At 73.2% G+C, this 25,622-nt stretch carries 24 protein-coding genes; 16 read left to right on the forward strand and 8 right to left on the reverse strand.

The window, feature by feature from the left end; all coding sequences use genetic code 11:
• The first annotated feature begins 33 nt into the window (after positions 1–33).
• From ACH4RC_RS18125 to ACH4RC_RS18135, 3 genes are all read left to right on the forward strand, one after another.
• The gene (locus ACH4RC_RS18125) at positions 34–1,209 is read left to right on the forward strand and encodes a TIGR03364 family FAD-dependent oxidoreductase (RefSeq protein WP_398201661.1); all 1,176 of its coding nucleotides are present in this window, start codon (positions 34–36) and stop codon (positions 1,207–1,209) included.
• Positions 1,210–1,766: 557 nt separating this feature from the next.
• A complete protein-coding gene (gene asnB / locus ACH4RC_RS18130) occupies positions 1,767–3,608 on the forward strand; it encodes an asparagine synthase (glutamine-hydrolyzing) (RefSeq protein ID WP_398201663.1) in 1,842 nt (613 codons plus the stop codon).
• 128 nt (positions 3,609–3,736) lie between these two features.
• Positions 3,737–4,126, forward strand: a complete 390-nt coding sequence (locus ACH4RC_RS18135) for a VOC family protein (protein WP_398201666.1) — start codon at positions 3,737–3,739, stop codon at positions 4,124–4,126.
• Between the two features lie 59 nt (positions 4,127–4,185).
• Here ACH4RC_RS18135 and ACH4RC_RS18140 read toward each other — a convergent pair whose 3' ends face one another.
• Together ACH4RC_RS18140 and ACH4RC_RS18145 are read right to left on the reverse strand one after the other, a co-directional pair.
• Entirely contained in the window at positions 4,186–4,422 is a 237-nt protein-coding gene (locus tag ACH4RC_RS18140; protein ID WP_398201668.1) for a hypothetical protein, read from the reverse strand.
• 73 nt (positions 4,423–4,495) lie between these two features.
• Positions 4,496–6,250 (reverse strand): flavodoxin domain-containing protein, encoded by a 1,755-nt coding sequence (locus ACH4RC_RS18145; protein WP_398201671.1) that lies wholly within the window; start codon positions 6,248–6,250, stop codon positions 4,496–4,498.
• 105 nt (positions 6,251–6,355) lie between these two features.
• Here ACH4RC_RS18145 and ACH4RC_RS18150 point away from each other — a divergent pair, with 105 nt between their 5' ends.
• Positions 6,356–7,327 (forward strand): glutathione S-transferase family protein, encoded by a 972-nt coding sequence (locus tag ACH4RC_RS18150; protein WP_398201673.1) that lies wholly within the window; start codon positions 6,356–6,358, stop codon positions 7,325–7,327.
• A 38-nt stretch (positions 7,328–7,365) separates the two neighbouring features.
• On the forward strand, positions 7,366–8,523 hold the full coding sequence (locus ACH4RC_RS18155; RefSeq protein WP_398201675.1) for a dihydrofolate reductase family protein: 1,158 nt from the start codon (positions 7,366–7,368) through the stop codon (positions 8,521–8,523).
• Here ACH4RC_RS18155 and ACH4RC_RS18160 read toward each other — a convergent pair.
• On the reverse strand, positions 8,514–9,458 hold the full coding sequence (locus tag ACH4RC_RS18160; RefSeq protein ID WP_398201678.1) for a DMT family transporter: 945 nt from the start codon (positions 9,456–9,458) through the stop codon (positions 8,514–8,516). The two genes, ACH4RC_RS18155 and ACH4RC_RS18160, sit on opposite strands and share 10 nt — an antisense overlap.
• 94 nt (positions 9,459–9,552) lie before the next feature.
• On the opposite strand from ACH4RC_RS18160, the gene ACH4RC_RS18165 reads away from it, so the two are divergent.
• The 4 genes from ACH4RC_RS18165 (at position 9,553) to ACH4RC_RS18180 (ending at position 13,364) form a co-directional block, all read left to right on the forward strand.
• Positions 9,553–10,185, forward strand: a complete 633-nt coding sequence (locus tag ACH4RC_RS18165; RefSeq protein WP_398201680.1) for a TetR/AcrR family transcriptional regulator — start codon at positions 9,553–9,555, stop codon at positions 10,183–10,185.
• Positions 10,182–10,616, forward strand: a complete 435-nt coding sequence (locus tag ACH4RC_RS18170) for a protein phosphatase (protein ID WP_398201682.1) — start codon at positions 10,182–10,184, stop codon at positions 10,614–10,616. Before ACH4RC_RS18165 ends, ACH4RC_RS18170 begins: the two co-directional genes overlap by 4 nt.
• A 136-nt stretch (positions 10,617–10,752) precedes the next feature.
• Positions 10,753–12,654 (forward strand): tetracycline resistance ribosomal protection protein Otr(A), encoded by a 1,902-nt coding sequence (gene otr(A) / locus ACH4RC_RS18175; protein ID WP_398201685.1) that lies wholly within the window; start codon positions 10,753–10,755, stop codon positions 12,652–12,654.
• Positions 12,655–12,719: 65 nt separating this feature from the next.
• Complete coding sequence (locus ACH4RC_RS18180) at positions 12,720–13,364, forward strand: DUF4230 domain-containing protein (RefSeq protein ID WP_398201688.1); 645 nt, start codon at positions 12,720–12,722, stop codon at positions 13,362–13,364.
• Here the strand turns inward: ACH4RC_RS18180 and ACH4RC_RS18185 are convergent.
• Entirely contained in the window at positions 13,352–14,218 is an 867-nt protein-coding gene (locus ACH4RC_RS18185) for a putative protein N(5)-glutamine methyltransferase (RefSeq protein ID WP_398201690.1), read from the reverse strand. The two genes, ACH4RC_RS18180 and ACH4RC_RS18185, sit on opposite strands and share 13 nt — an antisense overlap.
• Positions 14,219–14,468: 250 nt before the next feature.
• On the opposite strand from ACH4RC_RS18185, the gene ACH4RC_RS18190 reads away from it, so the two are divergent.
• Positions 14,469–15,203 carry a 2OG-Fe(II) oxygenase gene (locus tag ACH4RC_RS18190; RefSeq protein ID WP_398201692.1) on the forward strand — a complete coding sequence of 245 codons (735 nt, stop codon included), beginning with the start codon at positions 14,469–14,471 and terminating at the stop codon, positions 15,201–15,203.
• Between the two features lie 26 nt (positions 15,204–15,229).
• Here the strand turns inward: ACH4RC_RS18190 and ACH4RC_RS18195 are convergent, their stop codons facing one another.
• The 3 genes from ACH4RC_RS18195 to ACH4RC_RS18205 form a co-directional block, all read right to left on the reverse strand.
• A complete protein-coding gene (locus ACH4RC_RS18195) occupies positions 15,230–16,657 on the reverse strand; it encodes an MFS transporter (protein WP_398202309.1) in 1,428 nt (475 codons plus the stop codon).
• A gap of 50 nt (positions 16,658–16,707) precedes the next feature.
• Positions 16,708–17,163, reverse strand: coding sequence for a MarR family winged helix-turn-helix transcriptional regulator (locus ACH4RC_RS18200; RefSeq protein ID WP_398201694.1), 456 nt, complete (start codon positions 17,161–17,163; stop codon positions 16,708–16,710).
• Positions 17,164–17,288: 125 nt separating this feature from the next.
• On the reverse strand, positions 17,289–17,918 hold the full coding sequence (locus ACH4RC_RS18205; RefSeq protein WP_398201695.1) for a TetR/AcrR family transcriptional regulator: 630 nt from the start codon (positions 17,916–17,918) through the stop codon (positions 17,289–17,291).
• Between the two features lie 152 nt (positions 17,919–18,070).
• Here ACH4RC_RS18205 and ACH4RC_RS18210 point away from each other — a divergent pair, with 152 nt between their 5' ends.
• The gene (locus ACH4RC_RS18210; RefSeq protein ID WP_398201697.1) at positions 18,071–19,525 is read left to right on the forward strand and encodes a cytochrome P450; all 1,455 of its coding nucleotides are present in this window, start codon (positions 18,071–18,073) and stop codon (positions 19,523–19,525) included.
• Between the two features lie 18 nt (positions 19,526–19,543).
• Here the strand turns inward: ACH4RC_RS18210 and ACH4RC_RS18215 are convergent, their stop codons facing one another.
• Positions 19,544–20,287, reverse strand: coding sequence for an MgtC/SapB family protein (locus tag ACH4RC_RS18215; RefSeq protein WP_398201700.1), 744 nt, complete (start codon positions 20,285–20,287; stop codon positions 19,544–19,546).
• Between the two features lie 136 nt (positions 20,288–20,423).
• On the opposite strand from ACH4RC_RS18215, the gene ACH4RC_RS18220 reads away from it, so the two are divergent.
• From ACH4RC_RS18220 to ACH4RC_RS18240, 5 genes are all read left to right on the forward strand, one after another.
• The gene (locus tag ACH4RC_RS18220) at positions 20,424–20,684 is read left to right on the forward strand and encodes a hypothetical protein (protein WP_398201701.1); all 261 of its coding nucleotides are present in this window, start codon (positions 20,424–20,426) and stop codon (positions 20,682–20,684) included.
• Positions 20,685–20,916: 232 nt separating this feature from the next.
• Positions 20,917–22,092: a cytochrome P450 gene (locus ACH4RC_RS18225; RefSeq protein ID WP_398202311.1), complete on the forward strand. Its 1,176-nt coding sequence runs from the start codon at positions 20,917–20,919 to the stop codon at positions 22,090–22,092.
• A gap of 34 nt (positions 22,093–22,126) precedes the next feature.
• Positions 22,127–22,915, forward strand: a complete 789-nt coding sequence (locus ACH4RC_RS18230) for an arylamine N-acetyltransferase (protein ID WP_398201703.1) — start codon at positions 22,127–22,129, stop codon at positions 22,913–22,915.
• 85 nt (positions 22,916–23,000) lie between these two features.
• A complete protein-coding gene (locus ACH4RC_RS18235) occupies positions 23,001–24,137 on the forward strand; it encodes a substrate-binding domain-containing protein (RefSeq protein WP_398201705.1) in 1,137 nt (378 codons plus the stop codon).
• A 103-nt stretch (positions 24,138–24,240) separates the two neighbouring features.
• Positions 24,241–25,596, forward strand: coding sequence for an ABC transporter substrate-binding protein (locus ACH4RC_RS18240; RefSeq protein ID WP_398201707.1), 1,356 nt, complete (start codon positions 24,241–24,243; stop codon positions 25,594–25,596).
• The last annotated feature ends 26 nt before the right edge of the window (positions 25,597–25,622 follow it).

Genomic DNA, 25,622 nt, shown 5'->3' on the forward strand with positions numbered 1-25,622 from the left:
CGGGGTCGGCCGATGCTCCGCAGGGTGGGTGGCATGACGCTCGCCACCGCACCCCCCGCCCCCGTCTCTCTCCCGCGCGACCGCAGCGACCTCGTCGTGGTCGGCGCGGGCATCGTCGGCCTCGCGCACGCCGTCGAGGCGGTGCGGCGCGGGCTGCGCGTGACGGTCGTCGAGCGCGACCGGCGGCCCGTCGGGGCGTCCGTACGGAACTTCGGGCACTGCTGCGTCACCGCCCAGCGCGGCGAACTCCTCGACCTCGCGACCCGTTCGCGCGCGGGCTGGCTGGACGCCGCCGCGCGGGCCGGACTGTGGGCGCCTGAGGCGGGCGCCCTCGTGGTGGCCCGTTCGGCGACGGAGCTGGCCGTCCTGGAGGAGCTGCGCGAGGAGCGCGGCGCGGACGCGGTGCGGCTGCGGACCCGGGACGAGACCGGCGACGCGCTGGGCCGGGCCGCCGACGACCGGGCCGATCTCGCCGGCGGTGCCCTGCTCCCGGCCGACCTGCGGGTCAACCCGCGCGAGGCGGCGCCGCAACTCGCCGCGTGGCTCGCGCGGCAGCCCGGTGTGAGCATCGCGTGGGGCACGAACGTCACCGGCGTCGAGACCGGCACCGTGCACACCAGCCGCGGCCCGGTCCACGGCGACCAGATCCTGCTCTGCGTGGGCCACGACCTCGACCGCCTCTACCCCGACGAGGCGGCGGCCCACGGCATCGAACGCTGCCGCCTGTCCATGGCCCGGATCGAGGCGCCCGCCGCCTTCCGCAGCGACGCGGCGATCCTGACCGCCACGTCGATGCTGCGCTACGACGCCTTCACGGCGACCCCGTCGGCCGCCGCCCTGCGGGCCGAAGTCAACGGTCACAGCGCGGAGCTGCTCGACGTAGGGGCCAACGTGATGTTCACCCGGCTGTCCGACGGATCCGTCCTCGTCGGCGACTCGCACGCGTACGACACCACGGAGGTCCCGTTCCAGGACGAGGCGGTCACCGCACTGCTCCTGCGCGAGGTCGCGCGGGTCCTGGGCGTGCCCGAGGTGCGGGTCACCGAGCGCTGGCAGGGCGTGTACGCGAGCAGCCGACGGGGCCCGCTCTTCGTACGGGACGTGGCGACCGGGGTGCGCGCGGTGTCGGTGACGTCGGGGGTCGGGATGACGCTGTCGTTCGGGCTGGCGGCGGCGACGTTCGAGGGGACGCTGCGAGCGACCGCGTAGGAGGACACCCGGCCACATTTCGGCCGGGGCCGGAACGACCGGTCCCGCACTCCCGCACCCCCGCCGTGCTCCTGCCGGCGGAGAACGAGGACGGCACCTTCGACCTGGCCCCGATGTCCCCGGCCTGGGCCTCGGGCACACGCTGGTGCTCGGCCTCGGCGCCGGCGGGCGGACGGTCCGCAATCCGGCCGCGCGCCCCGACCTCGTGCTCAAGCCTGCCGGGGCCCGGCCTCCGGCAGCCGGTCGAGCGCCTCGCCCCGCCGACCGGCGGGATGTGCCGCCAGGATTGATCAAACCTTTGCCGTTGGCCGGATCACGATGATCGCCCGAGGCAACCGGTCGCCGGACCTGCGCAGGATCGGGGATTTGCGAAGGGAATCATTCCGGTCGACCCTGCCGCGAGCGGCCGAAACCCTCCGGTTCGGGCGGTTGGCGCTGTTACGGCCACGTTGACCGGGCCCGCCGCCATGACACACGCTCGACATATAGATGCCGTGTACAACCGGTTCGGCTGCGACCGGTTGACCACGGCGGTACGGGAAGCAGGAGGAGCACTTATGTGTGGCATCACCGGCTGGATCTCCTTCGACCGTGACCTGCGGGGCTCGGCCGACGCGTTGCACGCGATGACGCAGACGATGGAGTGCCGCGGCCCCGACGACCGCGGCACCTGGATCGAGGGTCCGGCAGCGCTCGGCCACCGCAGGCTCGCCATCATCGACCTGCCGGGCGGCCGGCAGCCCATGACGGCGTCGGTGCCGGGCGGCACGGTCGCTCTCGTCTACTCGGGAGAGACCTACAACTACACCGAGCTGCGCGCCGAACTCGCCGCTCTCGGGCACGAGTTCAGGACCGACTCGGACACCGAGGTGGTGCTGCGCGGCTACCTCGAATGGGGTGAGGGCCTGCCCTCGCGGCTCAACGGCATGTACGCGTTCGCCCTCTGGGACAGCCGCGTCGAGAAGCTGTTCATGATCCGCGACCGCATGGGCATCAAGCCGTTCTACTTCTACCGGACCGCGGACGGCGTGCTGTTCGGCTCCGAGCCCAAGGCGATCCTCGCGAACCCGCTCGCCAAGCCGCGGGTCACCCTGGACGGATTCCGCGAGCTGTTCACGTTCGTGAAGACTCCGGGCCATGCCGTGTGGGACGGCATGCACGAGGTCGAGCCGGGAACGATCGTCACCGTCGACCGCTCCGGGCTGCGCAGCCGCGCGTACTGGACTCTTGAGACCCGGGCGCACACCGACGACCGCGACACGACCATCGCCACCGTGCGCGAGCTGCTCGACGACATCGTGCGCCGCCAGCTCGTCTCCGACGTCCCGCGCTGCACGCTGCTCTCCGGCGGCCTCGACTCCTCCGCGATGACGGCGATCGCGGCGCGGCAGCTCGGGCAGCGGGGCGAGACCGTACGGAGCTTCGCGGTCGACTTCGTCGGCCAGGCGGAGAACTTCGTCGCGGACGAGTTGCGCGGCACTCCGGACACCCCGTTCGTGCACGACGTGGCGCGCCTCGCGGGCACCGACCACCGCGACATCGTGCTCGACTCGCACGCGCTCGCCGACCCCGAGGTGCGGGCCAAGGTGATCCGGGCGCGCGACATCCCCGCCGGTTTCGGCGACATGGACGCCTCGCTCTACCTCCTCTTCCGCGCGATCCGCGAGCACTCCACCGTCGCGCTGTCCGGCGAGTCGGCGGACGAGGTGTTCGGCGGCTATCTGCAGTTCTTCGACGAGGAGGCCCGCACCGCGGACACCTTCCCCTGGCTGGTGCGGATGGGGCAGCACTTCGGCGACGACTCGGACGTGCTCCGGCCCGAACTCACCAAGCGGCTCGACCTCGCGGGGTACGTCGCCGACAGCTACGCGGGCGCGGTCCGCTCCATCCAGCGCCTCGACGGCGAGAGCGACTTCGAGTACCGGATGCGGCGCATCTGCCACCTCCACCTGACCCGGTTCGTACGGGTCCTGCTCGACCGCAAGGACCGGGCGAGCATGGCGGTGGGCCTGGAGGTGCGGGTGCCGTTCTGCGACCACCGGCTCGTGGAGTACGTGTACAACACGCCCTGGGCGCTGAAGTCGTTCGACGGCCGGGAGAAGAGCCTGCTGCGCGAGGCGACCGCGGACGTGCTCCCGCAGTCGGTGTACGACCGGGTCAAGAGCCCGTACCCGTCGACGCAGGACCCGAAGTACGCGCTCGCGCTCCAGGACCACGCGAAGGACCTCCTTTCGCGCCCCTCGCACCGCGTCTTCGACCTCGTCGACCGCGAGCGCGTGGCCCATGCCGCGCACCGCGAGGGTCCGCAGATCAACCACGCGGCGCGGCGCGGGCTCGAACGCACCCTGGACCTCGCGCTCTGGCTGGACATGTACGACCCGGAGCTGGTCCTGGACTGACGCACCGGCCGGGAACAGGGTGGCGGACCGTCGCGCGATGTGCCTACGATCCACGGCAGCATCGCGTGCCGGTCACCGTCCGGGTGAGGCATGGAGGTGCCGGAGTTGCCTTCTGGAGGCAATCCATCATGGCCGTTCAGCTCGACCACACCATCGTGCACGCCCGCGACAAGCGGGAGTCCGCCGACTTCCTGGCCCACGTCCTGGGGCTCGAGGCGGGCGCCGAATGGGGCCCGTTCATCCCGCTCGACCTCAGCAACGGCGTGACGCTGGACTTCGCGTCCATCCCCGCCGAGTCCATCGTGACCCAGCACTACGCCTTCCTCGTCACCGAGGAGGAGTTCGACGGGATCTTCCAGCGCATCAAGGACGCCGGTATCACGTACTACGCGGACCCGCACGGCAAGCAGCCCGGCGAGATCAACCATCAGGACGGCGGCCGCGGCGTGTACTTCAAGGATCCGGCGAACCACGGCATGGAGGTCATCACCCGCCCCTACGGGAGCGGCGGGAACTGACCGGGGGCTTCGGGGCCGCGTCGGTGACGCGGCCCCGTCGCGCGCCTCCGGCCAAAACCTCAGCGGAAGCGCGTGACGTGCAGGACGAAGTACACCGAACCCACGACGAACGCCGTCATCCCCAGACAGCCCAGGACCACGGCGGTCCGCCGCGCCAGACAGCAGACCCCTTCCGCGTCCTCCTCGCGGACGGTCTCCCTGCACGGGAGCGTCGCGAGGCCGTACGTCACCAGCCCGGCCATGTCGAGCGTCAGGCCGAGCCCGAGCCACGTCACACTCGCGGACAAAAGGGACATACGACTGATTCTGCGTCCGGTTCGGTGATCCCGCTAGCCCGGCGGGACTCCGCCGAACGGGGTAACCCCGGCGTCAGCCGCCGTACACGTCCTCCACGTACCGGCCCTCGGCGACCAGCCCGGCCAGCCACTCCTCGGCCGCGGTTGCGTCCGCGCCGGGTACGTGCTCGCGGTGGAGGTCGCGGAACGCGGCCCGCACCCCGGGCGCCATCCGGGCGCCGTCCCCGCACACGTAGACCCGGGCTCCGGAGTCGAGCAGGGTCCACAGTTCGTCGCCCTCGGCGGCGATGCGGTGCTGCACGAAAGCGTGTCCGTCGACCGGGGCCCCGCTGAAGACGGGACGCAGCGAGAGCGCGCCGGCGGTGTCGGCGGCGCGCAACTCACCGGCGTGCAGGAAGTCGCGGTCCGGGTGGTCGCAGCCGAAGTACAGCAGCGCCGGTGCGGAGGCGGCGGCGTGGTGCAGCCGTTCGGCGACCGCTCCCCGGAACGGCGCCAGACCCGTACCCGCCGCGATCATGACGACCGGTTCGGGCGCGTCGTGCCGGATCCGGAAGACGTCGCGGCACGGCTGGATCCGGCCGAGCACGGTGTCACCCGGGCGGAGCGCCGCCATGTGGGTGGAGCCCGTTCCCCGGTAGCGGCCACTGCCGGAAGCGGCGGGCGCGTCGAGCACGGAGACCATCAGGTCGACGTGGCCGGGGCTGACCGCGGGCGTCGAGGAGACGGAGTAGTGGCGCGGCCGCAACGGCGGGAGCAGGTCCAGGAGTTGCCCCCAGGACAGCGCCCCGCGCAGCGCCGGATGGGCCTCGACGAGTTCGACGAACGTACGGGGGTCGTCGGCGGGCAGCGCGGCGAGCGCCGCGGCCTCCGGCGGGCACGGGTTCGCGGCGGCGAGCACGGCGACCTGCCCTGCCGTCGGCCGGTGCTGCAACTCCACGTGGCGGGTGAGGAGTTCGCGCACGGTCAGCGGCCGGTCGACGGCGAGGGCGTCGCGGCGCGGCCGGCCCGTACGGATGTCGAGCACGGTGTCCGGGGCGACGCCGAGCGCGCGCAGCGCACGGTCGACGAGGGCGGTCTCGTGCGCGGGCAGCACGGTGAGGTGGTCGCCGGTCCGGTAGGTGACCCCGTCCGGCAGCGCCAGCCGCACGAACCGCTTGGCGCGCGGATGGCCCGCCGCCGTCAGGTCGTACGCCTCCGTGACGGTGAGCGGCGCGAGCCCGTGGCGCTCGGCGGCGAGGCCGAGGGGGCCGCCGGTGATCTCCCGGATCTCGTACGCGGATGTGGGCGCGGGCCCGTCGTCCGTGGCGTCGGGGTCGCCGTACCGCTCCAGGAGTGCGGCGCGCAGGCTCGCGGTGAAGGTGCGTACGGCGGCGTTCAGGTCGCCGGAGGCGTCGGCGGCGGCGCGCTCGCACAGCCGCTCGGCGCCGAGCGCGGCGAGCCGGTCGTCGATGCGGGTGGGCACGTGCTGGTAGGTGGCGGCCCAGTTGCGGTCGCCGACGCCCAGCACGGCGTGCACGGCGCCGTCGAGCGAGCCGTCGGGGGCCTCGTCGAGCGCGGTGACGAAGTTGCGGGCGTCGTCGGTCGGTTGTCCGTTGTAGGAGGCGGCGACGACGATGACCGGGCGGTCGGTGGGCAGGGCGCCCGCGTACGTGTCGAGCGGGGTGACCTCGGTCGCGCACCCGAGGGCGGCGGCCTCGTCGGCGAGCTGGGCGGCGAGGCCGCGGCAGGTGCCGTAGTTGCTGCCGTGCAGGAACAGGGCGCGGGTCCCGGGCCGGACCCGTACCGGTGACTCCTGAGCGCCGACGCCCTGATCGGGAAACGGCGACATGGCCCGGCAGCGACGCGTGGTGGCGGCCTGCTGGTGTACGGCCCGTTTTCCGGGCAGGCTCGGCAGCGAGGCCCGCGCAGGGACCCGGCTTTGGGAGGATGATCGGTGAACGGCAACGACTCGCTCGGCAAGAAGGCCTTCAAACGGTCCCGGAGCCACTTCGCGGACCGGGTCACGGCCGACGGGCGGGACGGCTGGCCCGTGGAGGCGGGCCGCTACCGCCTCGTCGTCAGTTACGCCTGCCCGTGGGCGAGCCGCGCCCTGGTGGTGCGGCGCCTGCTCGGCCTGGAGGACGCCCTCTCCCTCGCGGTCACCGACCCGATCCAGGACGACCGCAGCTGGCGCTTCACCCTCGACCCCGACGGCCGGGACCCGGTGCTCGGCATCCGCTACCTCAGCGAGGCCTATGACACCCGCGAGAAGGACTACCCGGGCGGCGTCAGCGTGCCCGCGCTCGTCGACGTACCGTCCGGGCAGCTCGTCACCAACGACTACCAGCAGCTCACCCTCGACCTGAGCACCGAGTGGTCGGCGCTGCACCGCGAGGGCGCGCCCGACCTCTACCCGGAGCCGCTGCGCGACGAGATCGACGACGTCATGGAGGGCGTGTACCGGGACCTGAACAACGGCGTCTACCGGGCCGGTTTCGCCACGAACCAGGACGAGTACGAGGCCGCGTACCGGGATGTGTTCGGGCGCCTGGACGCGCTGTCCGAGCGGCTCGCCGGGCAGCGCTACCTCGTCGGCGACACGATCACCGAGGCGGACATCCGGCTGTTCACGACGCTGGTCCGCTTCGACGCCGTCTACCACGGCCACTTCAAGTGCAACCGGAACAAGCTCACCGAGGACCCGGTCCTGTGGGGTTACGCGCGGGACCTGTTCCAGACGCCCGGTTTCGGCGACACCGTCCACTTCGACCACATCAAGCGCCACTACTACCAGGTGCACACCGGCATCAACCCGTCGGCGATCGTGCCGCTCGGCCCCGACCTGTCCGGCTGGCACACGCCGCACGGCCGGGAGCAGCTGGGCGGACGCCCGTTCGGCGACGGAACACCGCCCGCGCCCCAGTAGGGTCGGGGGGTACGTCCCCCCTGGTCACGGAGTTCGCCATGCCCCGCCCTTACGTGCTGCTGTCCGCCGCCGTCTCGCTCGACGGCTGCCTCGACGACATCGGGCCCGAGCGGCTGCTCCTTTCCGGGCCCGAGGACTTCGACCAGGTCGACGAGGAGCGGGCGGCGAGCGACGCGATCCTCGTCGGCGCGGGCACCCTGCGCGCGGACCGGCCCCGGCTGCTGGTGAACTCCGCGGAGCGGCGCGCGCGGCGGGAGGAGGCGGGGCGCCCCGCGTACCCGTTGAAGGTGGCGGTGAGCGGGTCCGGCGACCTGTCCCCCGGCGACCCGTTCTGGACGACCGGCGGCGAGCGGCTGCTCTACACGACGGACAAGGGCGCGGAGGTCGCGGGTGCCCGGCTCGGCGGCAGCGCCGACGTGAGGGCGCTCGGTCCGGCCGTCGACTGGGCAGCGCTCCTCGACGACCTCGGGGCGCGGGGTGTGCGCCGCCTGATGGTCGAGGGCGGCGCCCGCGTGCACACGCAGTTGCTCCAGCTGGGGTTCGCCGACGAACTGCGGCTCGCTGTCGCCCCGTTGGTGGTGGGCGAGCCGGACGCGCCCCGCCTGTTCGGGCCCGGCGCGTATCCGGGCGGGCCGCGCGGGCGGATGGCGGTGCTCTCCACCCAGCGGCTCGGCGACGTCGTCGTGGTGCGGTACGCGCCGACCGTGCCGGGCACGACGGACGCGGCCACGGCGGCGGACCGGCACTGGCTGCGCATCGCCTGCGAACTGGCCGCCGGCTGCCCGCCGTCAAAGACCGCGTTCAGCGTCGGCGCGGTGATCGTCGGGGCCGACGGTTCCGAACTCGCGCGGGGTCGTTCGCGGGAGGGCGGTGACCCCGTCGTGCACGCCGAGGAGGCGGCGTTCGCCAAGCTCGCCGCCGACGATCCGCGCCTCGCGGCCGCCACCGTCTACAGCAGCCTGGAGCCGTGCGCGCGCCGGGCGTCGCGGCCGAGGCCGTGCGCGCGGCTGATCGTCGACGCGGGGGTGCGGCGGGTGGTGACGGCGTGGCGGGAGCCGGACACGTTCGTGCCGGGCGCCGACGGGATCGGGCTGCTCGCCGGGGCGGGCGTCGTCGTGGCGGAGGTGCCGGAACTGGCAAAGGAGGCCGTCCGGCCGAACCGGCATCTGGTCCCGCCGCGTTCCGGTCAGGAGTGAGCGGGCTCGCGTCCAGGGGCGGTGTCGTGCTCCACGCGCGCGTGGCGGTGCCTGTCGCCCCGGTGGCGCTGCTTGTCGCCCCGCTGCACCACCACGACGGCGGCGAGCCCGAGCGCGAGCCCGATGGCGGTGCGCACGCCGAACGGCTCGCCGAACATGAGCGCGCCCCACACCGCGGTCACCGGCGCCATCAGGAACATCAGCGTGTTGACCTGCGTGAGCCCGCGCCGCCGCAGCACGACCCAGTACAGGCCGTAGCCGCCGAACGTGGACAGGGCGACCAGCCAGGCGATCGCCAGCCAGAAGGACGGCGCGGCGGGCGGCGCGCCCTCGCCGAGCGCCAGGGCGAGACCGGTGAAGACGACGGCGCTGGTGGCGCAGTGCACGGTCAGGGCCGCCATCGGCTCCACGCCCGTGGGTGAGCGGCTCTCCACGAAGGTGGCCGCCACGAGGGCCAGCATGCCGAGGAACGGGACGAGGTAGGCCCAGCCGGCGACGCCCGTCACCGCCGCCGCGTCGGCCGTGGTGACGACCAGGACCCCGGCCACTCCGAGACACAGGCCGAGCCACTGCCGCGCGGTGACGTACTGCCGCAGCAGCGGTCCGGCGAGCGCGCCCGCGACGAGCGGCTGCGTGCCGTCGATCAGTGCGGTGGTGCCGCTGGAGACGCCGAGCTGGATGGCGTAGTACACGGTCAGCAGGTAGCCGCTCTGCGACAGCAGCCCGACGACGACCTGGCGCCCCGCGTCGCGCGCCGTCATCCCGCGCCACCATCGCCGTCCGGCCGTCGCGGCCACCACCCCGAGCACGAGGGCCAGCGGCAGGAACCGCCACATCAGCGTGGTCACGGCGCTCGCCTCACCGGCGCCGAGCTTGGCGCCGATGAAGCCGGAGCTCCAGGTGAGGACGAAACCGAGGGACAGCAGGACGTTCATGGCGCGGACACCGCCTCGCGTACTGGGCGTACAGATACCGGGTATACAGATCGGTCTACTGGCCCGAGTATACAGATCGGTTTAGTGTGGAGGCATGCGTACGACCCCACCCCCGGTGACAGCCCCTCCGGCCGCCGTCGAACCCGACCGGCCCGACCTCACCCCGGCCGCCCGCCGGGTCCTGGACACCGCCTCGCGGCTGTTCTACGAGCGCGGCATCCACGCCGTCGGGGTCGACCTGATCGCGGCGGAGGCGGGCGTCACGAAGAAGACGCTCTACGACCGGTTCGGCTCCAAGGAGCGGATCGTGGTCGACTACCTGCTCACCCGGGACGCACGCTGGCGGGCGTTCCTCGCCGCGCACCACGACCCGGCCGCCCTGACCCCGGTCGAGCGGATCCTCGCCGTCTTCGACGCGTCGAAGGAGTGGTCGGCGGGGGCGTACGCCGGAAAGGGCTGCGGCATGGTGAACGCGCACGCCGAGATCAGCGATCCGGCCCATCCCGCGTACGCCGTGATCACCGGCCAGAAGCAGTGGACCCTCGACCTCTTCACCCGGCTCGCGCACGACGTGTCACCGGACGCGGCACGGGAGTTGGGGCGCTCCTTGACGCTCCTGCACGAGGGCGCGCTGGTCTCGGACGGTTTGGACGTCTTCCCCGACGCGTTCGACCGCGCCCGCCGCCTCGCGGCCTTCCTGCTCTCCGCCGCGCGGGAGCTGCGATGACCTGGGACCCGGAGGCGCCCGGCGTGCTGCGCCTCCCGTCGGGACGGCTCGTACGCGGCCGGGGGCTGCGCGCCCCGCTGCCGCCCGGCCCGCCGCCGGCGTACGGCGTCTACCTTCTGGGTCAGCAGCCACCGCCGGTCGACTGGGAGTCGGCCTGGCTGCGCTGGCCCGACTTCCGGCTCCCGGCCGACGCCCGCCGGGCACGCGCCGTGCTGCTCGACGCCTGGCGCAGATCGGCCGGCGAGCGGGTGGAGCTGGCGTGCGGCGGCGGCCGCGGCAGGACCGGCACGGCGCTCGCCTGCGTCGCCGTCCTCGACGGAGTGCCGCCCGCCGAGGCCGTCGCGTACGTGCGCCGCCACTACGACCCGCGCGCCGTGGAGACTCCGTGGCAGAAGCGGTACGTACGCCGTTTCGAACCGCCAGGAAAATAGTTTGCGCCTCCCGGTGGCCCTCTGCGCATGCTGAGCGCGCCACTGATCCGTTCGTTCAGGAGAAACCGCATGCGCCGAGTCCTCGAAGCAGTTCAGCGCCCCCGCCGGACCACAGCTTTCGAGGACTCGACCTTCCATGCAGACCCCGCGGCTTCGCACGACCCTGAACATCGGCGTCCTGGCCCACGTCGACGCCGGTAAGACCAGCCTCACCGAGCGGCTCCTGTTCGACACGGGCGCCATCGAGCGGCTCGGCAGCGTCGACGGCGGCGACACCCGCACCGACACCGGCGCGATCGAGCGGCGGCGCGGCATCACGATCCGCTCGGCCGTCGCCGCGTTCACCGTCGGCGACACTCAGATCAACCTCATCGACACGCCCGGCCACAGCGACTTCGTCGCCGAGGTCGAGCGGGCGCTCGACGTGCTCGACGGCGCCGTCCTGCTGCTCTCCGCCGTGGAGGGCGTGCAGGCGCGGACGCGCGTGCTGCTCAAGACACTGCGTCGGCTCGACCTGCCCACGCTCGTCTTCGTCAACAAGATCGACCGGGCGGGCGCGCGCGTCGCCCCGCTCCTCGACGACATCCGCCGCAGGCTCACCCCGCACGTGGTGGCCCTTGCGGACGTGCGCGGCGCCGGTACGCCGGACGCCGCCGTCACCGCCCGGAGCCTCGACGATCCGGCGGTGCGCGACGAGACGGCCCGCGCCTTGGCGGAGGTCGACGACACGATCCTCGCCGCGCTGGTCGACGGGGAGCCGCCGGAGGCCGCCACCGTGCGCACCGCGCTGACGGCACGCATCGGGGACGGCTCGTTCCACCCCGTCCTGTTCGGCTCGGCACTCGGCGGCCAGGGGGTACCGCAACTGATCGCCGCCGTACGGTCGTTCATCCCCGTACCCGCGAAGGCGGAGGCGGCCTCGGCGCGCCCGACCGGCACAGTGTTCGCCGTACGTCGCGGCCCCGCCGGGGAGCGCGTCGGCTATCTGCGCCTGTACGAGGGCGAGGTGAGAGCGCGGCAGAAGGTGACCTTCTTTCGACGGGATGCCGAGGGCGACGCGGTGCGGGTCGCCGCGCGACTCACCGGGATCGAGGTCGTCGGCGCCGGCGGCAACCTCGTGGGGCCCGGCCAGATCGCCGAGGTGCGCGCCGCCGCGGGGCTCCGCGTGGGTGACCGCCTGGGCCGACCGAGGGGTGACGGCGGGCGGTTCGCACCGCCGACGCTCCAGACGCTGGCCCGCGCCGTCCGCCCCGGCCAGGGCGGAGCGCTCCGCTCGGCCCTGCTGGAACTGGCCGACCAGGACCCGCTCCTGCACGCCCGCCCCGAACCGGACGGCAGCACCGCGCTCCTCCTCTACGGCGACGTGCAGAGGGAGGTTCTCGCGGCCACGCTCGCCGAGGAGTTCGGCATCGAGGCCGCGTTCGCACCGACCCGCGTCCGCTGCGTCGAGCGGCCCCTGGGCACGGGCGAGGCGGTCGAGGAGATGGGCCGCCACAGCACGACCGGGCTGCCCGCGACCGTGGGCCTCCGCGTCGAGCCGGGACCGCACGGCTCCGGCCGCGTCTTCGGCTACGTGACCGAACTCGGGGCGCTGCCACGGGCGTTCCACCAAGCCGTCGAGGACACGGTGCACGCCACCATGGCGCAGGGCGGGCCGCACGGATGGCCGGTGACCGACTGCCGGGTGACGCTGATCCGCTCGGGGTTCGACTCCCCGGTGAGCACGGCGGGCGACTTCAGGACCGTGACCGCGCTCATCACCCGGCAGGCTCTGGCACGCGCCGGGACCCGCGTGTACGAGCCGGTGCACGCCTTCGAGGCGGAGGTGCCGCTCGACGCGCTCGCCCCGGTCACCGCCCGGCTCGCCACCCTCGGCGCGCAGTTCGGCACGACAACGGGCGGCCGCGAGGCGTGGCTGATCACCGGGGAGCTGACGGCGCGCAAGGTGCGGGAGATGGAGCGGGCGCTGCCGGGGCTCACGCGCGGCGAGGGGGTGTGGTGGTCACGGGTGTCGGGCGACCGCCCGATCCAGGGGTAGGGCGCCGCCGAAGGCGTGATACGCCGATACGGTGGAACAAGTCCTCCTGGAGAGGAGGTACCGCCATGACGTCAAAGGTTGCGGCGTTGCCCCGGTGGGCGAAGCTCCTGGGTGTGCTCGCGGTGGTGCTGGTGCTCGTCCTCACGGGCCTGCGTCTCGTGCACCGGCTGACCGACGTGTTCGGCACCGAGACGCACGACCGCTCGGGCCCCGCGCTGCTCAAGTCCGTACGGGATCTGAGCCGTTTCGAGGCGGCGTCCGGGAACTTCCAGGTCGTCGTCGACCTGGAGAAGGACACCAAGTACCTCCCGGACGCGATCCGCGGGACCCGGACCCTGTACATCGGGGCCGGCAGCGTGGACGCGTACGTGGACCTCGGGCAGGTCGGTTCCGGGGACGTGCGGGTCAACGACGCGCGGACGTCGGCGACGCTGGAGCTGCCGCACGCCAAGCTCGGGGACCCCACGCTGGACACGGACCGCTCCTACGCCGTGTCGAAGCAGCGCGGTCTCCTCGACCGGCTCGGCGACATGTTCTCGGACAACCCGAACGACGAGCAGGCCGTGCGCAAACTCGCCGCCAAGCACATCGGGGAGGCGGCGAAGGACAGCGGTCTCACCGCCCGCGCCGAGCGCAACACGACCGACATGCTGCGCGGCCTGCTGCGCTCCCTCGGGTTCAAGGACGTCAAGGTCTCCTACGGGACCTGAGGGCCTGCCTCCGGTCCCCGCTCAGCGATCTCCCGATCAGCGATGATCCGCTCAGCGATGATCACCGTCGCGTAGAGGTCGTCGTCCCGCGCCACCCGCGGCCGCAGACCGGCGGAGCGTACCGCCGTCTCCGCGGCCGCGGCCTGGCGTTCGCTGGTCTCCACGAACAGCCGACCGCCGGGCGCCAGCCAGCGCGGCGCCCCCGCGGCCACCCGGCGCAGGACGTCGAGGCCGTCGGCGCCGCCGTCCAGGGCCATGCGCCGCTCGTGGTCGCGGGCCTCGGGCGGCAGCAGGGGCACGTCGCCCGTGGGCACGTAGGGGCCGTTCGCGATGAGGATGTCGACGCGGCCCGCCAGCTCCGCGGGGAGCGGCTCGTACAGGTCGCCCTCGTGGACCTCGCCCCCGAGCGGCGCGATGTTGCGCTCGGCGCAGCGCACCGCGGCCGGGTCGAGGTCCGCCGCGTGCAGCCGCGCCGGGCGCCGTGCGGCGAGCACGGCGGCGACCGCGCCGCTGCCGCAGCACAGGTCGACCACGACGGCGTCGGACGGTGTGTGCGCGAGCGCCTCCCGGGCCAGGAACTCGGTGCGGCGCCGCGGCACGAAGACGCCGGGGTCGACCGTGACGCGCAGACCGCAGAACTCGGCCCAGCCCACGACGTGTTCGAGCGGGAGCCCGGCCGCGCGGCGCTCGACCATCGCGGTCAGCTCGGCCGTGTCCCGTGCGCTGGAGAGCAGGACACGCGCCTCGTCCTCGGCGAAGACGCACCCGGCGCGGCGCAGGGCGGCCACGACGGGGGCCGCTTCGGCAGCCAGGGGGGACGTGGACGTAAGGGGTGAAGAGGGAAGCGACGACATGGCTGATGTATGACCTCTCGGAAGCCGGTGGGGCTCCCGGCCGCCGGACGGCCGCCGGTCCGCGGCGAAGCTCAGAGCGCGCGGACGGTGCGTACGGCGGGAGAAGGGAGCTCCTGACCTGACACAGCGGTGATCGGGCTCACCTCCTCGTTTCCTCGTGGCACCTGTGGGGCCCGGTCACACTACCGCACCGGGACGCGCCGTCCGATTCCCGCCAGCGCCGCTCCACGCGCGCGTGCAGCCTGGACGCATGACCAGTACCAGCACCCCGCTCGGCACGGCGCGGGACCGGATCGAGGCCGTCGACCGAAGCAGGCTCGCCGCCGAACTGGACGAGTTCGGGCACGCCCTGACCGCCCGGTCCGTGCTCACGCCCGCCGAGTGCCGGGACATCGCCGCGCTCTACGACGACGTGGCCCGGTTCCGCTCGACGATCGACATGGCGCGCTACCGGTTCGGGCGGGGCCAGTACCGCTACTTCGACCACCCGTTGCCCGGCCTGATCCAGGAGTTGCGGGCCGCTTTCTACCCACTGCTGCTGCCGATCGCCCGGTCCTGGGCGCGGCGCCTGAACCGGCCCGCGCCCTGGCCCGACACGCTGGAGGAGTGGCTGGAGCGCTGTCACGCGGCGGGACAGACCCGGCCGACACCGATCCTGCTGCGGTACGGACCCGGCGACTGGAACGCCCTGCACCGCGACCTCTACGGCGAGCTGGTCTTCCCGCTCCAGGTCGTGATCGGCCTGGACGAGCCCGGCGTCGGCTACCAGGGCGGCGAGTTCCTGATGACGGAGCAACGGGCCCGCGCGCAGACGCGCGGTTTCGCCACGACGCTCACGCAAGGGCACGCGCTGGTGTTCACGACCCGGGACCGGCCGGTGCGCTCGGTGCGGGGCTGGTCCAACGGGCCGATGCGGCACGGGGTGAACACGGTGCGCTCGGGCCGCCGCCACACGCTGGGGCTGGTGTTCCACGACGCGGAGTGAAGCGGGCGGGGGTCGAGAAGGGGGCTCTACCGGCCTGCCCGGCGCAGCGCCCGGTCCGTCACCGTGACGATCACGAGCAAGACCCCCAGGACGACCGAGGCGCCCGCCATGAGGTGCAGGCCGCCGTCGTCGGCGCGCTGCCCGTAGGCGAGGGCGATCAGGCTGGAGGCGGTGATGGCGCCGATGTACTGGGCGGTGCGCTGGAGGCCCGCGGCGGCGCCGATGTCGGCGGCGGGCGCGTACTCCTGGACCGCGGCCTGGTTGCTGGTGCCGATGAGGCCCTGCGGGATGCCGAAGCAGGCGCCCGCGATCAGCAGGACCACGAGCGGGGTGTGCCCGGAGACGACGGTGAGCAGGCCCGCGCCCGCCGTCAGCAGGACGCAGGCGACGATGAGCGGCGCCCGGATCCCCTTGGTGCGCGCGCCGAGCAGCGAGCAGACCAGGGCGGCTACGGACATCGGCAGCATGAGCAGTCCCGTGTGCCCGGAGGAGTAGCCGCGCCCCTCCTCCAGCCACTGGGTGAAGCCGTACATGACGCAGTAGATGAGCAGATAGCCCAGGCCGTGGCGGAGGTAGGTGCGGGCGAGCGGCCCGTTCCCGGCGAGCATGCGGACGTCTATGAACGGGGTGCGGCAGCGCAGCTGCCACCACAGCAGTCCGGCCGTGAGGACCGCGAAGGGGCCGAGCAGCCACCACATGGGGTGGGCCAGGTCGAGGAGGAAGAAGACGAGGACGGTCAGGGCGGTGGAGAACAGGCCGATGCCGAGCGGGTCGAGGGCGAGCTTCGGGCTCGGTTCTTCGCTGCTCGTGGTGCGCGGCGGATCGGCGGGGATCCAGGCGAGGGCGCAGCCGAAGGCGACGGCCGCCACGGGGATGTTCACCGCGAAGATGCCGCGCCAGCCGACGACGGTGACGAGCAGCCCGCCCAGCGTCGGACCGACGGCGGCGCTGCCCAGCGCCGCGAAGGACAGCCGGGCCATGACCGGCCGGGGCGGGCGGCGCCCCACGCGCCGCCCTTCGTCGCGCAGGACGGCCATCGCGGCCGGGTAGGCGGCGGACGTGCCGATGCCGAGCAGCAGCCGGGAGACGATGAGCCAGCCGAAGCCGGGGGCCACGGCGCCGACGACGCCCGAGGCGCACACGACGACGAGCCCCGCGAGGAAGACGCGGCGCGGGCCGAGCGCGTCGGCCAGCTTGCCGAGCACCGGCTGGGCTACGGCGCTGGCGAGATAGAGGACGGAGATCAGCCAGGCCGTGTCGGCGGCGCCGATCCCGTAGGTGTGCCCGATCGCCACCAGGGCGGTCGAGATCATCGTGGTGTTGAGCGGGTTCAGGAGCGAACCGAGGAGAAGCGGGGCGGTCAGTCGGGTGGCGAAGCCCCCGGCTGACTCGGCGGCCGGTTCCCGGGGGACCGCGACCCGGGCGGGCGCCGTCCCGCTCGCATCACCGCTCAGCTCTGCATCACCGCTCACCTCTGCATCAGGGCTCACTTCTGCACCAGGGCTCACTTCTGCACCAAGCGTTCGAGGAGCAGCGTCGCCTCGGCGAGGGTGCGCCGCTCGTCCGCGTCCAGCTCGGCGGCGAGCGCCTGGCTGAGCCAGCCATGCTTGGCGGCGCGTACGGAGGCGAGGGTGGCCCGGCCGCTGTCGGTGATCGACATGACGGACTGCCGCCCGTCGTGCGGGTCCGGCGAGCGCGACACGAAGCCCTGGTCCTCCAGGGCGCCGACGGTCAGGCGCATGGACTGCGGCCGTACGTACTCGGAGCGGGCCAGGGCCGCGGTGGTGGCGGGCCCCTCGGTGTCGAGGCGGGCCAGGACCGTGCGCTGCGTGGGCGTGAGGAGGCTGTCCGGCGACGCGCTGCGCAGCCGGCGCGAGAGGCGGCCGACGACGGTGGCGAGATCGGCGGCGATCCGCTCGGTGGGCGGTTCGGCGGCGGCGGGTCCCTGCGTTCCTGACATGCGTCCACCGTAAGAGGTATACAGGTAGCCTTGCAAGTTTCCCTTACGATCCTACGGGGCGCAGAGCTAGGGCCCTCAGGGGCACAGCGCACGATTCCCACAGGCGCGGCGCTACGGGGCCGGGCTCAGACCTCCAGCGCCCCGAGCAGCGCCCGCGCGCACAGGTCGCGCACCTGCTCGCGGGTCAGCTGGGGCTCGTCCAGCCAGTCCAGGCAGACGGCGACGAGGAAGGCGAGCCAGCCGCGTACGGCAAGGCGCAGTGCCGCCGGTTCCGGTAGGCGGTCCACGAGCTGCGGGTCGGCGGCGAGCGCGGCCCTGATCTGCTCCTCGTGGGCGGCGAGCCCCTCCTGGTAGACGGCGCGCACAGCGACGTCGCCGGTGGCCTCCGCGCGGTGGAAGGCGCGGAATCCCTGCGCGTGCGAGGCGACGAACTCGAGGAAGGTGTCCAGGCCGGTGCTGATCTGGTCGCGCGCGGGGACGCCGGGGACGGCGGCCGTCAGACGCAGCATGCGGTCGCTCTCGCGGCGGACCACGGCGGCGAAGAAGTCCCGCTTGGTCGGGAAGTAGTGGTACAGCAGCCCGCGGGAGACTCCGGCGATCTCGGCGACCTGCTCGATCCAGACGTCGTCGTACGGGTCCTGCGCGAACAGTCGGGCCCCGACGGACAGCAGCTGTTCGCGCCGCTCCTCGGTGCTCATCCTGCGCCGGGCCCGCTCCCCCGGCGCCGCTCCTCCCCGCTCCCGCTCTGCGCTCATGCGGGCACCCTACTGGACCTTTCACCGGCCCTTCTCCCGCTTACTTGACGTCAGTTCAACAACGGGACCACACTGTGGCGCACTATTGAATCCACGTCCAACAACGCGCGGGGCGAGTCCAACCGGTCCATCGCGCAGGGGAGATGGGCACCATGGCGCAGGTGACGCAGACGGCGGACGGCGTGCTGCCGCGGGGTTTTCGCAGCGCCGAGCAGGGCTGGCCGCGTCTGGAACGGATACCGCACCCGCCGCGCCGTGTGCCGCTGATCGGCGATGTCCTCGGCGCCAGTGTGCGGACGCCGCTCCAGGACTCGATGCGGGTCGCGGCCGATCTCGGGCCGATCTTCCGGCGCAAGGCGTTCGGCAAGGAGGTCGTGTTCGTGGCGGGCGCCGGGCTGGCCGCGGAGCTGGCGGACGAGTCGCGGTTCGCCAAGCACGTCGGGCTCGGGGTCGCCAACCTGCGCCCCGTGGCGGGGGACGGCCTGTTCACCGCCTACAACCACGAGCCGAACTGGCAGCTCGCGCACGACATCCTGGCGCCCGGGTTCAGCCGCGAGGCGATGGGCGGCTACCACCCGCTGATGCTGGACGTGGCGGGCCGGCTGATGGCGGCGTGGGACGCGGACGAGGCCGCCGGGCGCGCGGTGGACGTGCCCGGGGACATGACGAAGCTGACCCTGGAGACGATCGCGCGGACCGGTTTCGGGCACGACTTCGGCTCGTTCGAGCGGAACTTCGACAAGGAGGGCCCGCATCCGTTCGTGACGGCGATGGTCGGCGCCCTGTCGTTCGCCCAGCGCCGCAATGTGGTGCCGCCGCTGCTCTCGCCCTTGCTGCGCGGCGCGGAGCGGCGCAATGCGGCGGACCGCGCGTACCTGAACCGCACGGTGGACGAGGTGGTCGCCGCGCGCCGGGCCGCCGGCGGCGGAGCCGGTGACCTCCTCGACCGGATGCTGGAGGTGACGCACCCCGGGACGGGCGAGCGTCTCGCGCCGGAGAACATCCGCCGCCAGGTGATCACGTTCCTGGTCGCCGGGCACGAGACGACATCGGGCGCGCTGTCGTTCGCCCTGCATTACCTCGCGCAGGACCGGGCCGTGCTCGCCAAGGCGCAGGAGGAGGTCGACCGTGTCTGGGGCGATGCGGCCGTCCCCGCCTACGGCCACGTCGCCAAGCTCCGCTACCTGCGCCGGGTCCTCGACGAGTCGCTCCGCCTGTGGCCGACGGCCCCCGCGTTCGCGCGGGAGGCGATCACGGACACGACGCTCGGCGGGCGTCACCCCATGCGGCGCGGCGCCTGGGCACTGGTCCTGACGACGATGCTGCACCGGGACCGGGCCGCCTGGGGCGAGAACCCCGAGAGCTTCGACCCGGACCGATTCACTCCGCAGGCGGTGCGGGCCCGCCCCGCGCACGTCTTCAAGCCGTTCGGCACGGGCGCCCGCGCCTGCATCGGCCGCCAGTTCGCCCTGCACGAGTCGATGCTGGTCCTGGGGCTGCTGTTGCGCCGCTACGACCTCCACCCGGAGCCGGGGTACCGCCTGGCGATCGACGAGCGGCTGACGCTGATGCCGAGGGGTCTGCGCCTGCGGCTGACGCGCCGCTGAGCCCCACGCGCGCGTGCCCTACTCGTCCGCCGCCGACTCCATGGACGTCACGTCGAGCACCCCGTCCAGCTCCGCCAGCACAGCGACCAGGCTGGGGACGTCCGCCGTGCCCTCGATCTCCATGCGGACGGCCATCGTGCCGGGCCGGCCGGGGGCCTCGTCCCAGGCGGTGCGGTCGGTGCGGAGTTCGACGACGCGGAAGCCGCGGCTCGTGCACTGTTCCAGGACGCGGGTCAGGACGCTGCTGCCGACCCGGTAGGCGAGGTGCAGCCCCGAGCGGCGCTCGGTGGCCAGGGCCGGGACGCGCCGGGTCAGACAGGGGTAGCCCCGCACCACCAGGAAGTGGCAGGCGGTCGCGGCGAGGGCGAGCAAGGGCAGACCGCCCCCGCAGGCCATCCCTATGGCGCAGGTCAGCCAGACCGTGGCGGCGGTGGTGAGGCCCCGTACGGCGTCCCGTCGTACGAAGATGAGCCCGCCACCGATGAAGCCGATGCCGGAGACGATCTGCGCGGCGACGCGGGACGGGTCGAACGACACGCCCTCGAGAGCGAGCACGGAGTTGAAGCCGTGCTGCGACACCTCCATGAACAGGGCGCTGCCCACCCCGACGAGCGTGTGCGTGCGCAGGCCCGCGCTCTTCTGCTGAACGGCGCGCTCCGCACCGATCAGGGTGGACAGGACGAGCGCGAGACCCAACTCGGCGAGCTGTCGGAGCCCTTGGCCCGCCGCGGGGTCGAACAGGGGAACCGCGAGCGACGACAAGTGCGGACGCCTCCCTTCCGGACAGTGCTGCATGACCTTTTCCCATATGCCCCGGCCAGGTGATCCGAGGCTCACACGAGGCTAGCCCTGCCCGCTTGGAGACGGATTGTCAGACCCGTGCGCAAGAGTGGGAACCATGAATGGGACCAGGGACTTCGATCAGCAGGACCGCAGGCCGACGAGGAACCACGAGCTGGCGGCCGCGCAGGCCTGTCTGCGGCTGCTGCACACGGCACGCGCCGCGCTCTCCGGCACGGAGCCTCCGGCCACCGCGTCGGTGCTCGCCGTGCCCATCGCGGAGGCCGACGAGGCGCTGAGCCGGGCGGGCCTCGCGGGCAACGAGGCGTGGCTCCTGGAGCGGATCTACGACCTGGGTCTTGAGCCACATGCGCAATAGGATGCGAAAGCCGCTGCGCGCGGGGGGAGTTGACGGACGTCCGGGCCGGGCGCTCCCCCGCGCGCGCCCGTCACCCGCCCGCCACCTTCAGGAGCCCCGGTTGACCTCCTCCGCAGCCGACGCAGCAGCCTCCGCAGCAGCCTCAGCAGCAACCGACGCGACGGACGCTGCCGACGACGCCCCCTACCGCCTCGACCCCGCCGGCGGCTGCCCGCACGCGCGCAACGCGCGGTTGCGGGAGCGCGGCGCGGTCGCCCCGGTCGTGCTCCCGGGCGATGTGCCGGGCGCGCTCGTCCTCGGCCACGACGCGCTCCGGGAGTTCCTCGCGCATCCCGACGTCGCCAAGGACGCGCGGCACTTCACCGCGTTGGCGGAAGGCAGGATCCCGCCGGGCTGGCCGCTGCGCACGTTCGCGACGGTGCGCGGGATGACGACGGCGGACGGCGAGGACCACCGGCGGCTGCGGTCGCTGGTGAGCCGCGCGTTCACGGTCCGGCGCGTGGAGGCGCTGCGGCCGCGCGTCGAGCGGATCGTGGACGAGCTGCTCGACGGAGTGGCCGGGCAGGCGGCGGCCGGGGACGTCGTCGAGTTGCGGGCCCGCTTCGCGCTTCCGCTCCCGATGCGCGTCATCTGCGAGCTGTTCGGCGTCGACGAGGAGTTCCGGGACCGCCTGCACCACCTGTCGAGCCAGGTCGTCTCCACGGGCACGACCCCGCAGGAGGCCCTTGCCGCGAACCAGGAAATGGTGCGCGTGCTTGCCCAGGTCGCGGCGGTCCGGGCGGAGAAGCCCGGCGACGATCTGACCAGTGCCCTCATAGCGGCGCGCGAGGAGGGCGGCGACCGGCTCGGCCAGGAGGAGCTGATCGGCACGCTCATCCTGTTCGTCGTAGCGGGGCACGAGACGACGCTGAACCTGATCACGAACGCGGTGCGGGCGCTCTGCGGGCATCGCGACCAGCTCGCCCTGGTCCGGGCCGACGACGCCACCTGGGCGGACGTGGTCGAGGAGACGCTGCGCTGGGACAGCCCGGTCAGCTACTTCCCGTTCCGCTATCCGACGCGGGACCTCACCGTCGACGGCACGGTGATCCCGCGCGGCACCCCCGTGCTCGCCGGCTACTCGGGCGCGGGCCGCGACCCGGCCGCGCACGGCCCGGACGCCGACCGCTTCGACGTCACCCGCCCGGGTCGCGGCCGCCACCTGTCGCTCGGCCACGGCGCCCACTACTGCCTGGGCGCACCGCTGGCCCGTATGGAGGCGACGGTCGCCCTGGAGCGGCTGTTCTCCCGGTTCCCCGATCTCGACCTGGCCGTGCCGGACGCGGAGCTTCCCGCGCACGCGGGCTTCGTCGGCAACAGCGTCCGCCGCCTGCCGGTCCGTCCGGGACCCGAGGCACGGGAGCGATGACCCGGAGCACCATCCCCGTCAGGAGACTGTCCTCATGGATCACCCGCGTACCGACGCCTACCTGGCCCGCATCGGCGCGCACCGCCCCGCCGCCCCGACCGGTGACGTGCTGCGCGCCCTGCACCTGGCGCACCTGCGCACCGTGCCGTTCGAGAACCTCTCCGTGCACCTGGAGGAGGACATCACGCTCGACGCGGACGCGCTCGTCGCCAAGCTGGTCGACCGGCACCGCGGCGGTTTCTGCTACGAGCTCAACGGCGCGTTCGGCGCCCTGCTCACCGCGCTCGGATTCGAGGTGACGCTGTTGCAGGCGCGCGGCGTGGGCGAGGGCGGGCGGCCCGGCATCCCGTACGACCATCTCGCGCTGCGCGTGCGCGACAGCGAGGGCGGCGACTGGCTCGCCGACGTCGGTTTCGGCACGCATACACACTTCCCGCTGCGGTACGGCGAGCGCGGGGACCAGACCGACCCCGGCGGTGTCTTCCGCGTCGAGGAGGCGGACGACGGTGATCTGCTCGTGCTGCGGGAGGGGGAACCGCAGTACCTGCTCGACCCACGCCCGCGCGCGCTCCGGGACTTCGAGGCGGGCGCCTGGTACCACCGCACCTCCCCCGCCTCCCACTTCACCCGGTCCCTGGTCTGTTCACTGCTGACCAAGGAGGGACGGATCACCCTCAGCGGTCATATGCTCACCACGACGGCCGCCGGGGAGCGCACCCGCGCCGAACTGCCCACGGACGCCGCCGTCCGCGACGCCTACGACCAGTACTTCGGCATCGCCCTCGACCGCCTCCCGCCGGAACCGGACCCGGCCAAGGGCTGACCCCGCCCCGCGCCCGCTGGTTATGCTGCGGCCGAAGCGTTCACCGAAGCGCTCAATCGAACAGCGGTCGTGAAGGGGCCTCAGCATGCGCGAACCGGTCGATCTCAGGCGGCAGCGGATTCTCGCCGTCGTGCAGTCGCGCGGCGCGACACGGGTCAGCGACCTCGCCGCCGAACTCGCGGTGTCGGTGGTGACGCTCCGCCGCGACGTGGAGGAGCTGGCCCGCGAGGGCAAACTGCGCCGCGGCCACGGCGTGGCCCGCCCGGTGCTGCCCGATACCGAGCAGACCGCCGCGCCCGCGGCGCCGCCCCAGGCGGACGGCGGCCCGGTCGCGCTCGTCGTGCCCGAGCGCCACGCCTATCTGTACGAGACGCTGCACGGCGCCCGCACCGCCTTCGAGGAGGCCGGCGTGCGCATCGCACTGCACATAGCCCCGAACGCTCCGGGCGCCGAACAGCCCATCGTGGAGCGGGCGTTGGCGGAGGGCGCGCGGGGGCTCCTGATCGCGCCGCGCTGGCGCAGCCGCGCCGTCGAGGAGGCGGACTACGCCTGGCTGGCCCGGCTCGACGTGCCCGCCGTGGTGATGGAGCGCAGGCCGCGGCGCGGCAGCGCGCTGCACGCCCTGGACACGGTCTGCACGGATCACTGGTACGGCATCCATCTCGCCGTCGAGCACCTCACGGGCCTCGGCCATCGCCGTATCGTGCTCGCCGCGCGCGACGACAGCCCGACGGCGCGCGCCCTGCGCTCGGCGTTCGCCGGCATCGCGGCGGACCACCCGGACGTCGACAAGTGGGCGATCGCTCTCAGCTCCCCGGGCGCGGCCCCCGACCCCGGATCGGGCACCGCCGAGAAGGCCGTCGAAATCCCCGCGCTCCTGGCCGAGCTGGGCGCGACCGCCGCCGTCCTGCACGGTGACGTGGACGCGCTGATGCTGGTGCAGTCGTTGCGCGACAGCGGCGTACGAGTCCCGGAGGACTGCTCGGTGATCGCGTACGACGACGTGGTCGCGGCGCTCGGCAGCACGCCGCTGACCGCGGTGTCGCCGCCCAAGGCGGACGTCGGCCGGGCCGCCGCGGAGCTGCTTCTCCGCCGGCTCGGCGACCCGGTGCCGGGCCGCTCCGGGGGCCCGGTGCGGCGGATGGAGCTGCTGCCCACCCTGGAGGTCCGCGGCTCGACCCAGGCCCCTGCCGTCATGTCCTCAACTGCACCCTCCGCATGAGCGTTTGACCGTTTCATTTTCTTCTGATCGATCTATTGACCGCGACCGCTCAGCCGATCAGTATTCCCGTGACTCGAACACGCAGGAGCCGCGGGAGGCGCCCATGCCTGGTCGACAGAGCCGTCGATCCGTGCTCGCCGCGATCACCGCGCTGCCGCTGACGGGCGCCCTGAGCGCCTGCGGCGGGAACGACAGCGCGTCATCCGGGAGCAGCAGCAAGTCCGGTACCACGAGCACCAAGGGCACGACCACGATCACGTTCTGGTCCGCACTGCGCGGCAGCCAGGAAGTGGTCGACGCGTTCAACAAGACCCACGACCACATCCGGGTCGACTTCGAGCAGATCCCCTCCGGCACGCAGGGCGGGTATCTGAAGCTCAGCAACGCGGCGCGCGCGGGCAACGCCCCCGACGTCGCCACCATCGAGTACCCCCAGCTCCCGGGCTTCGCCATCGACGGTGTCGCCCGGGACATCACCTCGCTCATCAGTGACGGCCTGCGGGCCAAGCTGCTGCCCCAGTCGCTGGCCCAGACGACGTTCGAGAAGCGCACGTACAGCGTGCCGCTCGACATAGAGCCGATGGTGATGCACTACCGCGCGGACCTCTTCGACAGGTACGGCTTCGAGGCGCCCACCACGTGGGACGAGTACGCGGAGCTCGCCCGCAAGGTGCGCCGTACCGGCGGGGGCCGCAAGGTCGGCACGTTCCCCACGGACGGCATGACGCAGTTCGCCGCCTGGTCCTGGCAGGCGGGCGCACAGTGGTTCGACACGTCGAAGGGCGCGTGGAACGTCTCCCTGGCGGACGCGCCGACCCGCAAGGTGGCCGCGTACTGGCAGCGCCTCCTCGACGAGGACCTCGTCTACGTCAACTCCTCCACGGCCCGCCTCTACGACGCGCAGATCGGCAACAGCCTGATCCTGACCCGGCTGAGCGGCGCCTGGGACGCGGGCGCGCAGATGAACGCGCGCCCCGAGCAGAAGGGCAAGTGGCGCATCGCCCCGCTCCCCCAGTGGAGCCCGGACAAGCCCTCGCTCGGCACCCACGGCGGCTCCACCTTCGCCGTGACGAAGGACAGCGCGCACCCCGAGGCCGCGATGGAGTTCATCGAGTGGCAGGTCTCCCACCCGGACGCCCTGAAGGCCCGGCTCTCCAGCGGCGCGAGCAGCCAGTACCCGGCCGCGACCGAGCTGATCGACGTGGGCCGCGCCGCCTTCGACCGCGCGTACTACGGCGGCCAGGACATCTACACGCTGTTCGAGCGGGAGGCGCGGAAGATCGACGACGGCTGGGTCTGGGGTCCGCGCATGACCGCGACCGCCTCCGTCATGCAGGACGCCTTCGCGCGCGCGGGCGCCGGATCGGGCACCTTGCTGTCCTCCGTGCGCGCCGCCCAGGACGGCACGATGCCGGACCTGAAGGCGCTCGGCCTCTCCACGACCCAGCACTCCACCTGAGCGCCCGCGCTCCGAAAGGCAGGTGA

This window comes from Streptomyces sp. NPDC016845 (assembly GCF_044332585.1).
GTDB lineage: Bacteria > Actinomycetota > Actinomycetes > Streptomycetales > Streptomycetaceae > Streptomyces.

Coding starts and splice junctions, on each gene's coding strand:
- ACH4RC_RS18125 (WP_398201661.1), top strand. CDS start 34: ATGACGCTCGCCACCGCACCCCCCGCCCCCGTCTCTCTCCCGCGCGAC.
- asnB (WP_398201663.1), top strand. CDS start 1,767: ATGTGTGGCATCACCGGCTGGATCTCCTTCGACCGTGACCTGCGGGGC.
- ACH4RC_RS18135 (WP_398201666.1), top strand. CDS start 3,737: ATGGCCGTTCAGCTCGACCACACCATCGTGCACGCCCGCGACAAGCGG.
- ACH4RC_RS18140 (WP_398201668.1), bottom strand. CDS start 4,422: ATGTCCCTTTTGTCCGCGAGTGTGACGTGGCTCGGGCTCGGCCTGACG.
- ACH4RC_RS18145 (WP_398201671.1), bottom strand. CDS start 6,250: ATGTCGCCGTTTCCCGATCAGGGCGTCGGCGCTCAGGAGTCACCGGTA.
- ACH4RC_RS18155 (WP_398201675.1), top strand. CDS start 7,366: ATGCCCCGCCCTTACGTGCTGCTGTCCGCCGCCGTCTCGCTCGACGGC.
- ACH4RC_RS18160 (WP_398201678.1), bottom strand. CDS start 9,458: ATGAACGTCCTGCTGTCCCTCGGTTTCGTCCTCACCTGGAGCTCCGGC.
- ACH4RC_RS18165 (WP_398201680.1), top strand. CDS start 9,553: ATGCGTACGACCCCACCCCCGGTGACAGCCCCTCCGGCCGCCGTCGAA.
- ACH4RC_RS18170 (WP_398201682.1), top strand. CDS start 10,182: ATGACCTGGGACCCGGAGGCGCCCGGCGTGCTGCGCCTCCCGTCGGGA.
- ACH4RC_RS18180 (WP_398201688.1), top strand. CDS start 12,720: ATGACGTCAAAGGTTGCGGCGTTGCCCCGGTGGGCGAAGCTCCTGGGT.
- ACH4RC_RS18185 (WP_398201690.1), bottom strand. CDS start 14,218: ATGTCGTCGCTTCCCTCTTCACCCCTTACGTCCACGTCCCCCCTGGCT.
- ACH4RC_RS18190 (WP_398201692.1), top strand. CDS start 14,469: ATGACCAGTACCAGCACCCCGCTCGGCACGGCGCGGGACCGGATCGAG.
- ACH4RC_RS18200 (WP_398201694.1), bottom strand. CDS start 17,163: ATGTCAGGAACGCAGGGACCCGCCGCCGCCGAACCGCCCACCGAGCGG.
- ACH4RC_RS18205 (WP_398201695.1), bottom strand. CDS start 17,918: ATGAGCGCAGAGCGGGAGCGGGGAGGAGCGGCGCCGGGGGAGCGGGCC.
- ACH4RC_RS18210 (WP_398201697.1), top strand. CDS start 18,071: ATGGCGCAGGTGACGCAGACGGCGGACGGCGTGCTGCCGCGGGGTTTT.
- ACH4RC_RS18220 (WP_398201701.1), top strand. CDS start 20,424: ATGAATGGGACCAGGGACTTCGATCAGCAGGACCGCAGGCCGACGAGG.
- ACH4RC_RS18230 (WP_398201703.1), top strand. CDS start 22,127: ATGGATCACCCGCGTACCGACGCCTACCTGGCCCGCATCGGCGCGCAC.
- ACH4RC_RS18235 (WP_398201705.1), top strand. CDS start 23,001: ATGCGCGAACCGGTCGATCTCAGGCGGCAGCGGATTCTCGCCGTCGTG.
- ACH4RC_RS18240 (WP_398201707.1), top strand. CDS start 24,241: ATGCCTGGTCGACAGAGCCGTCGATCCGTGCTCGCCGCGATCACCGCG.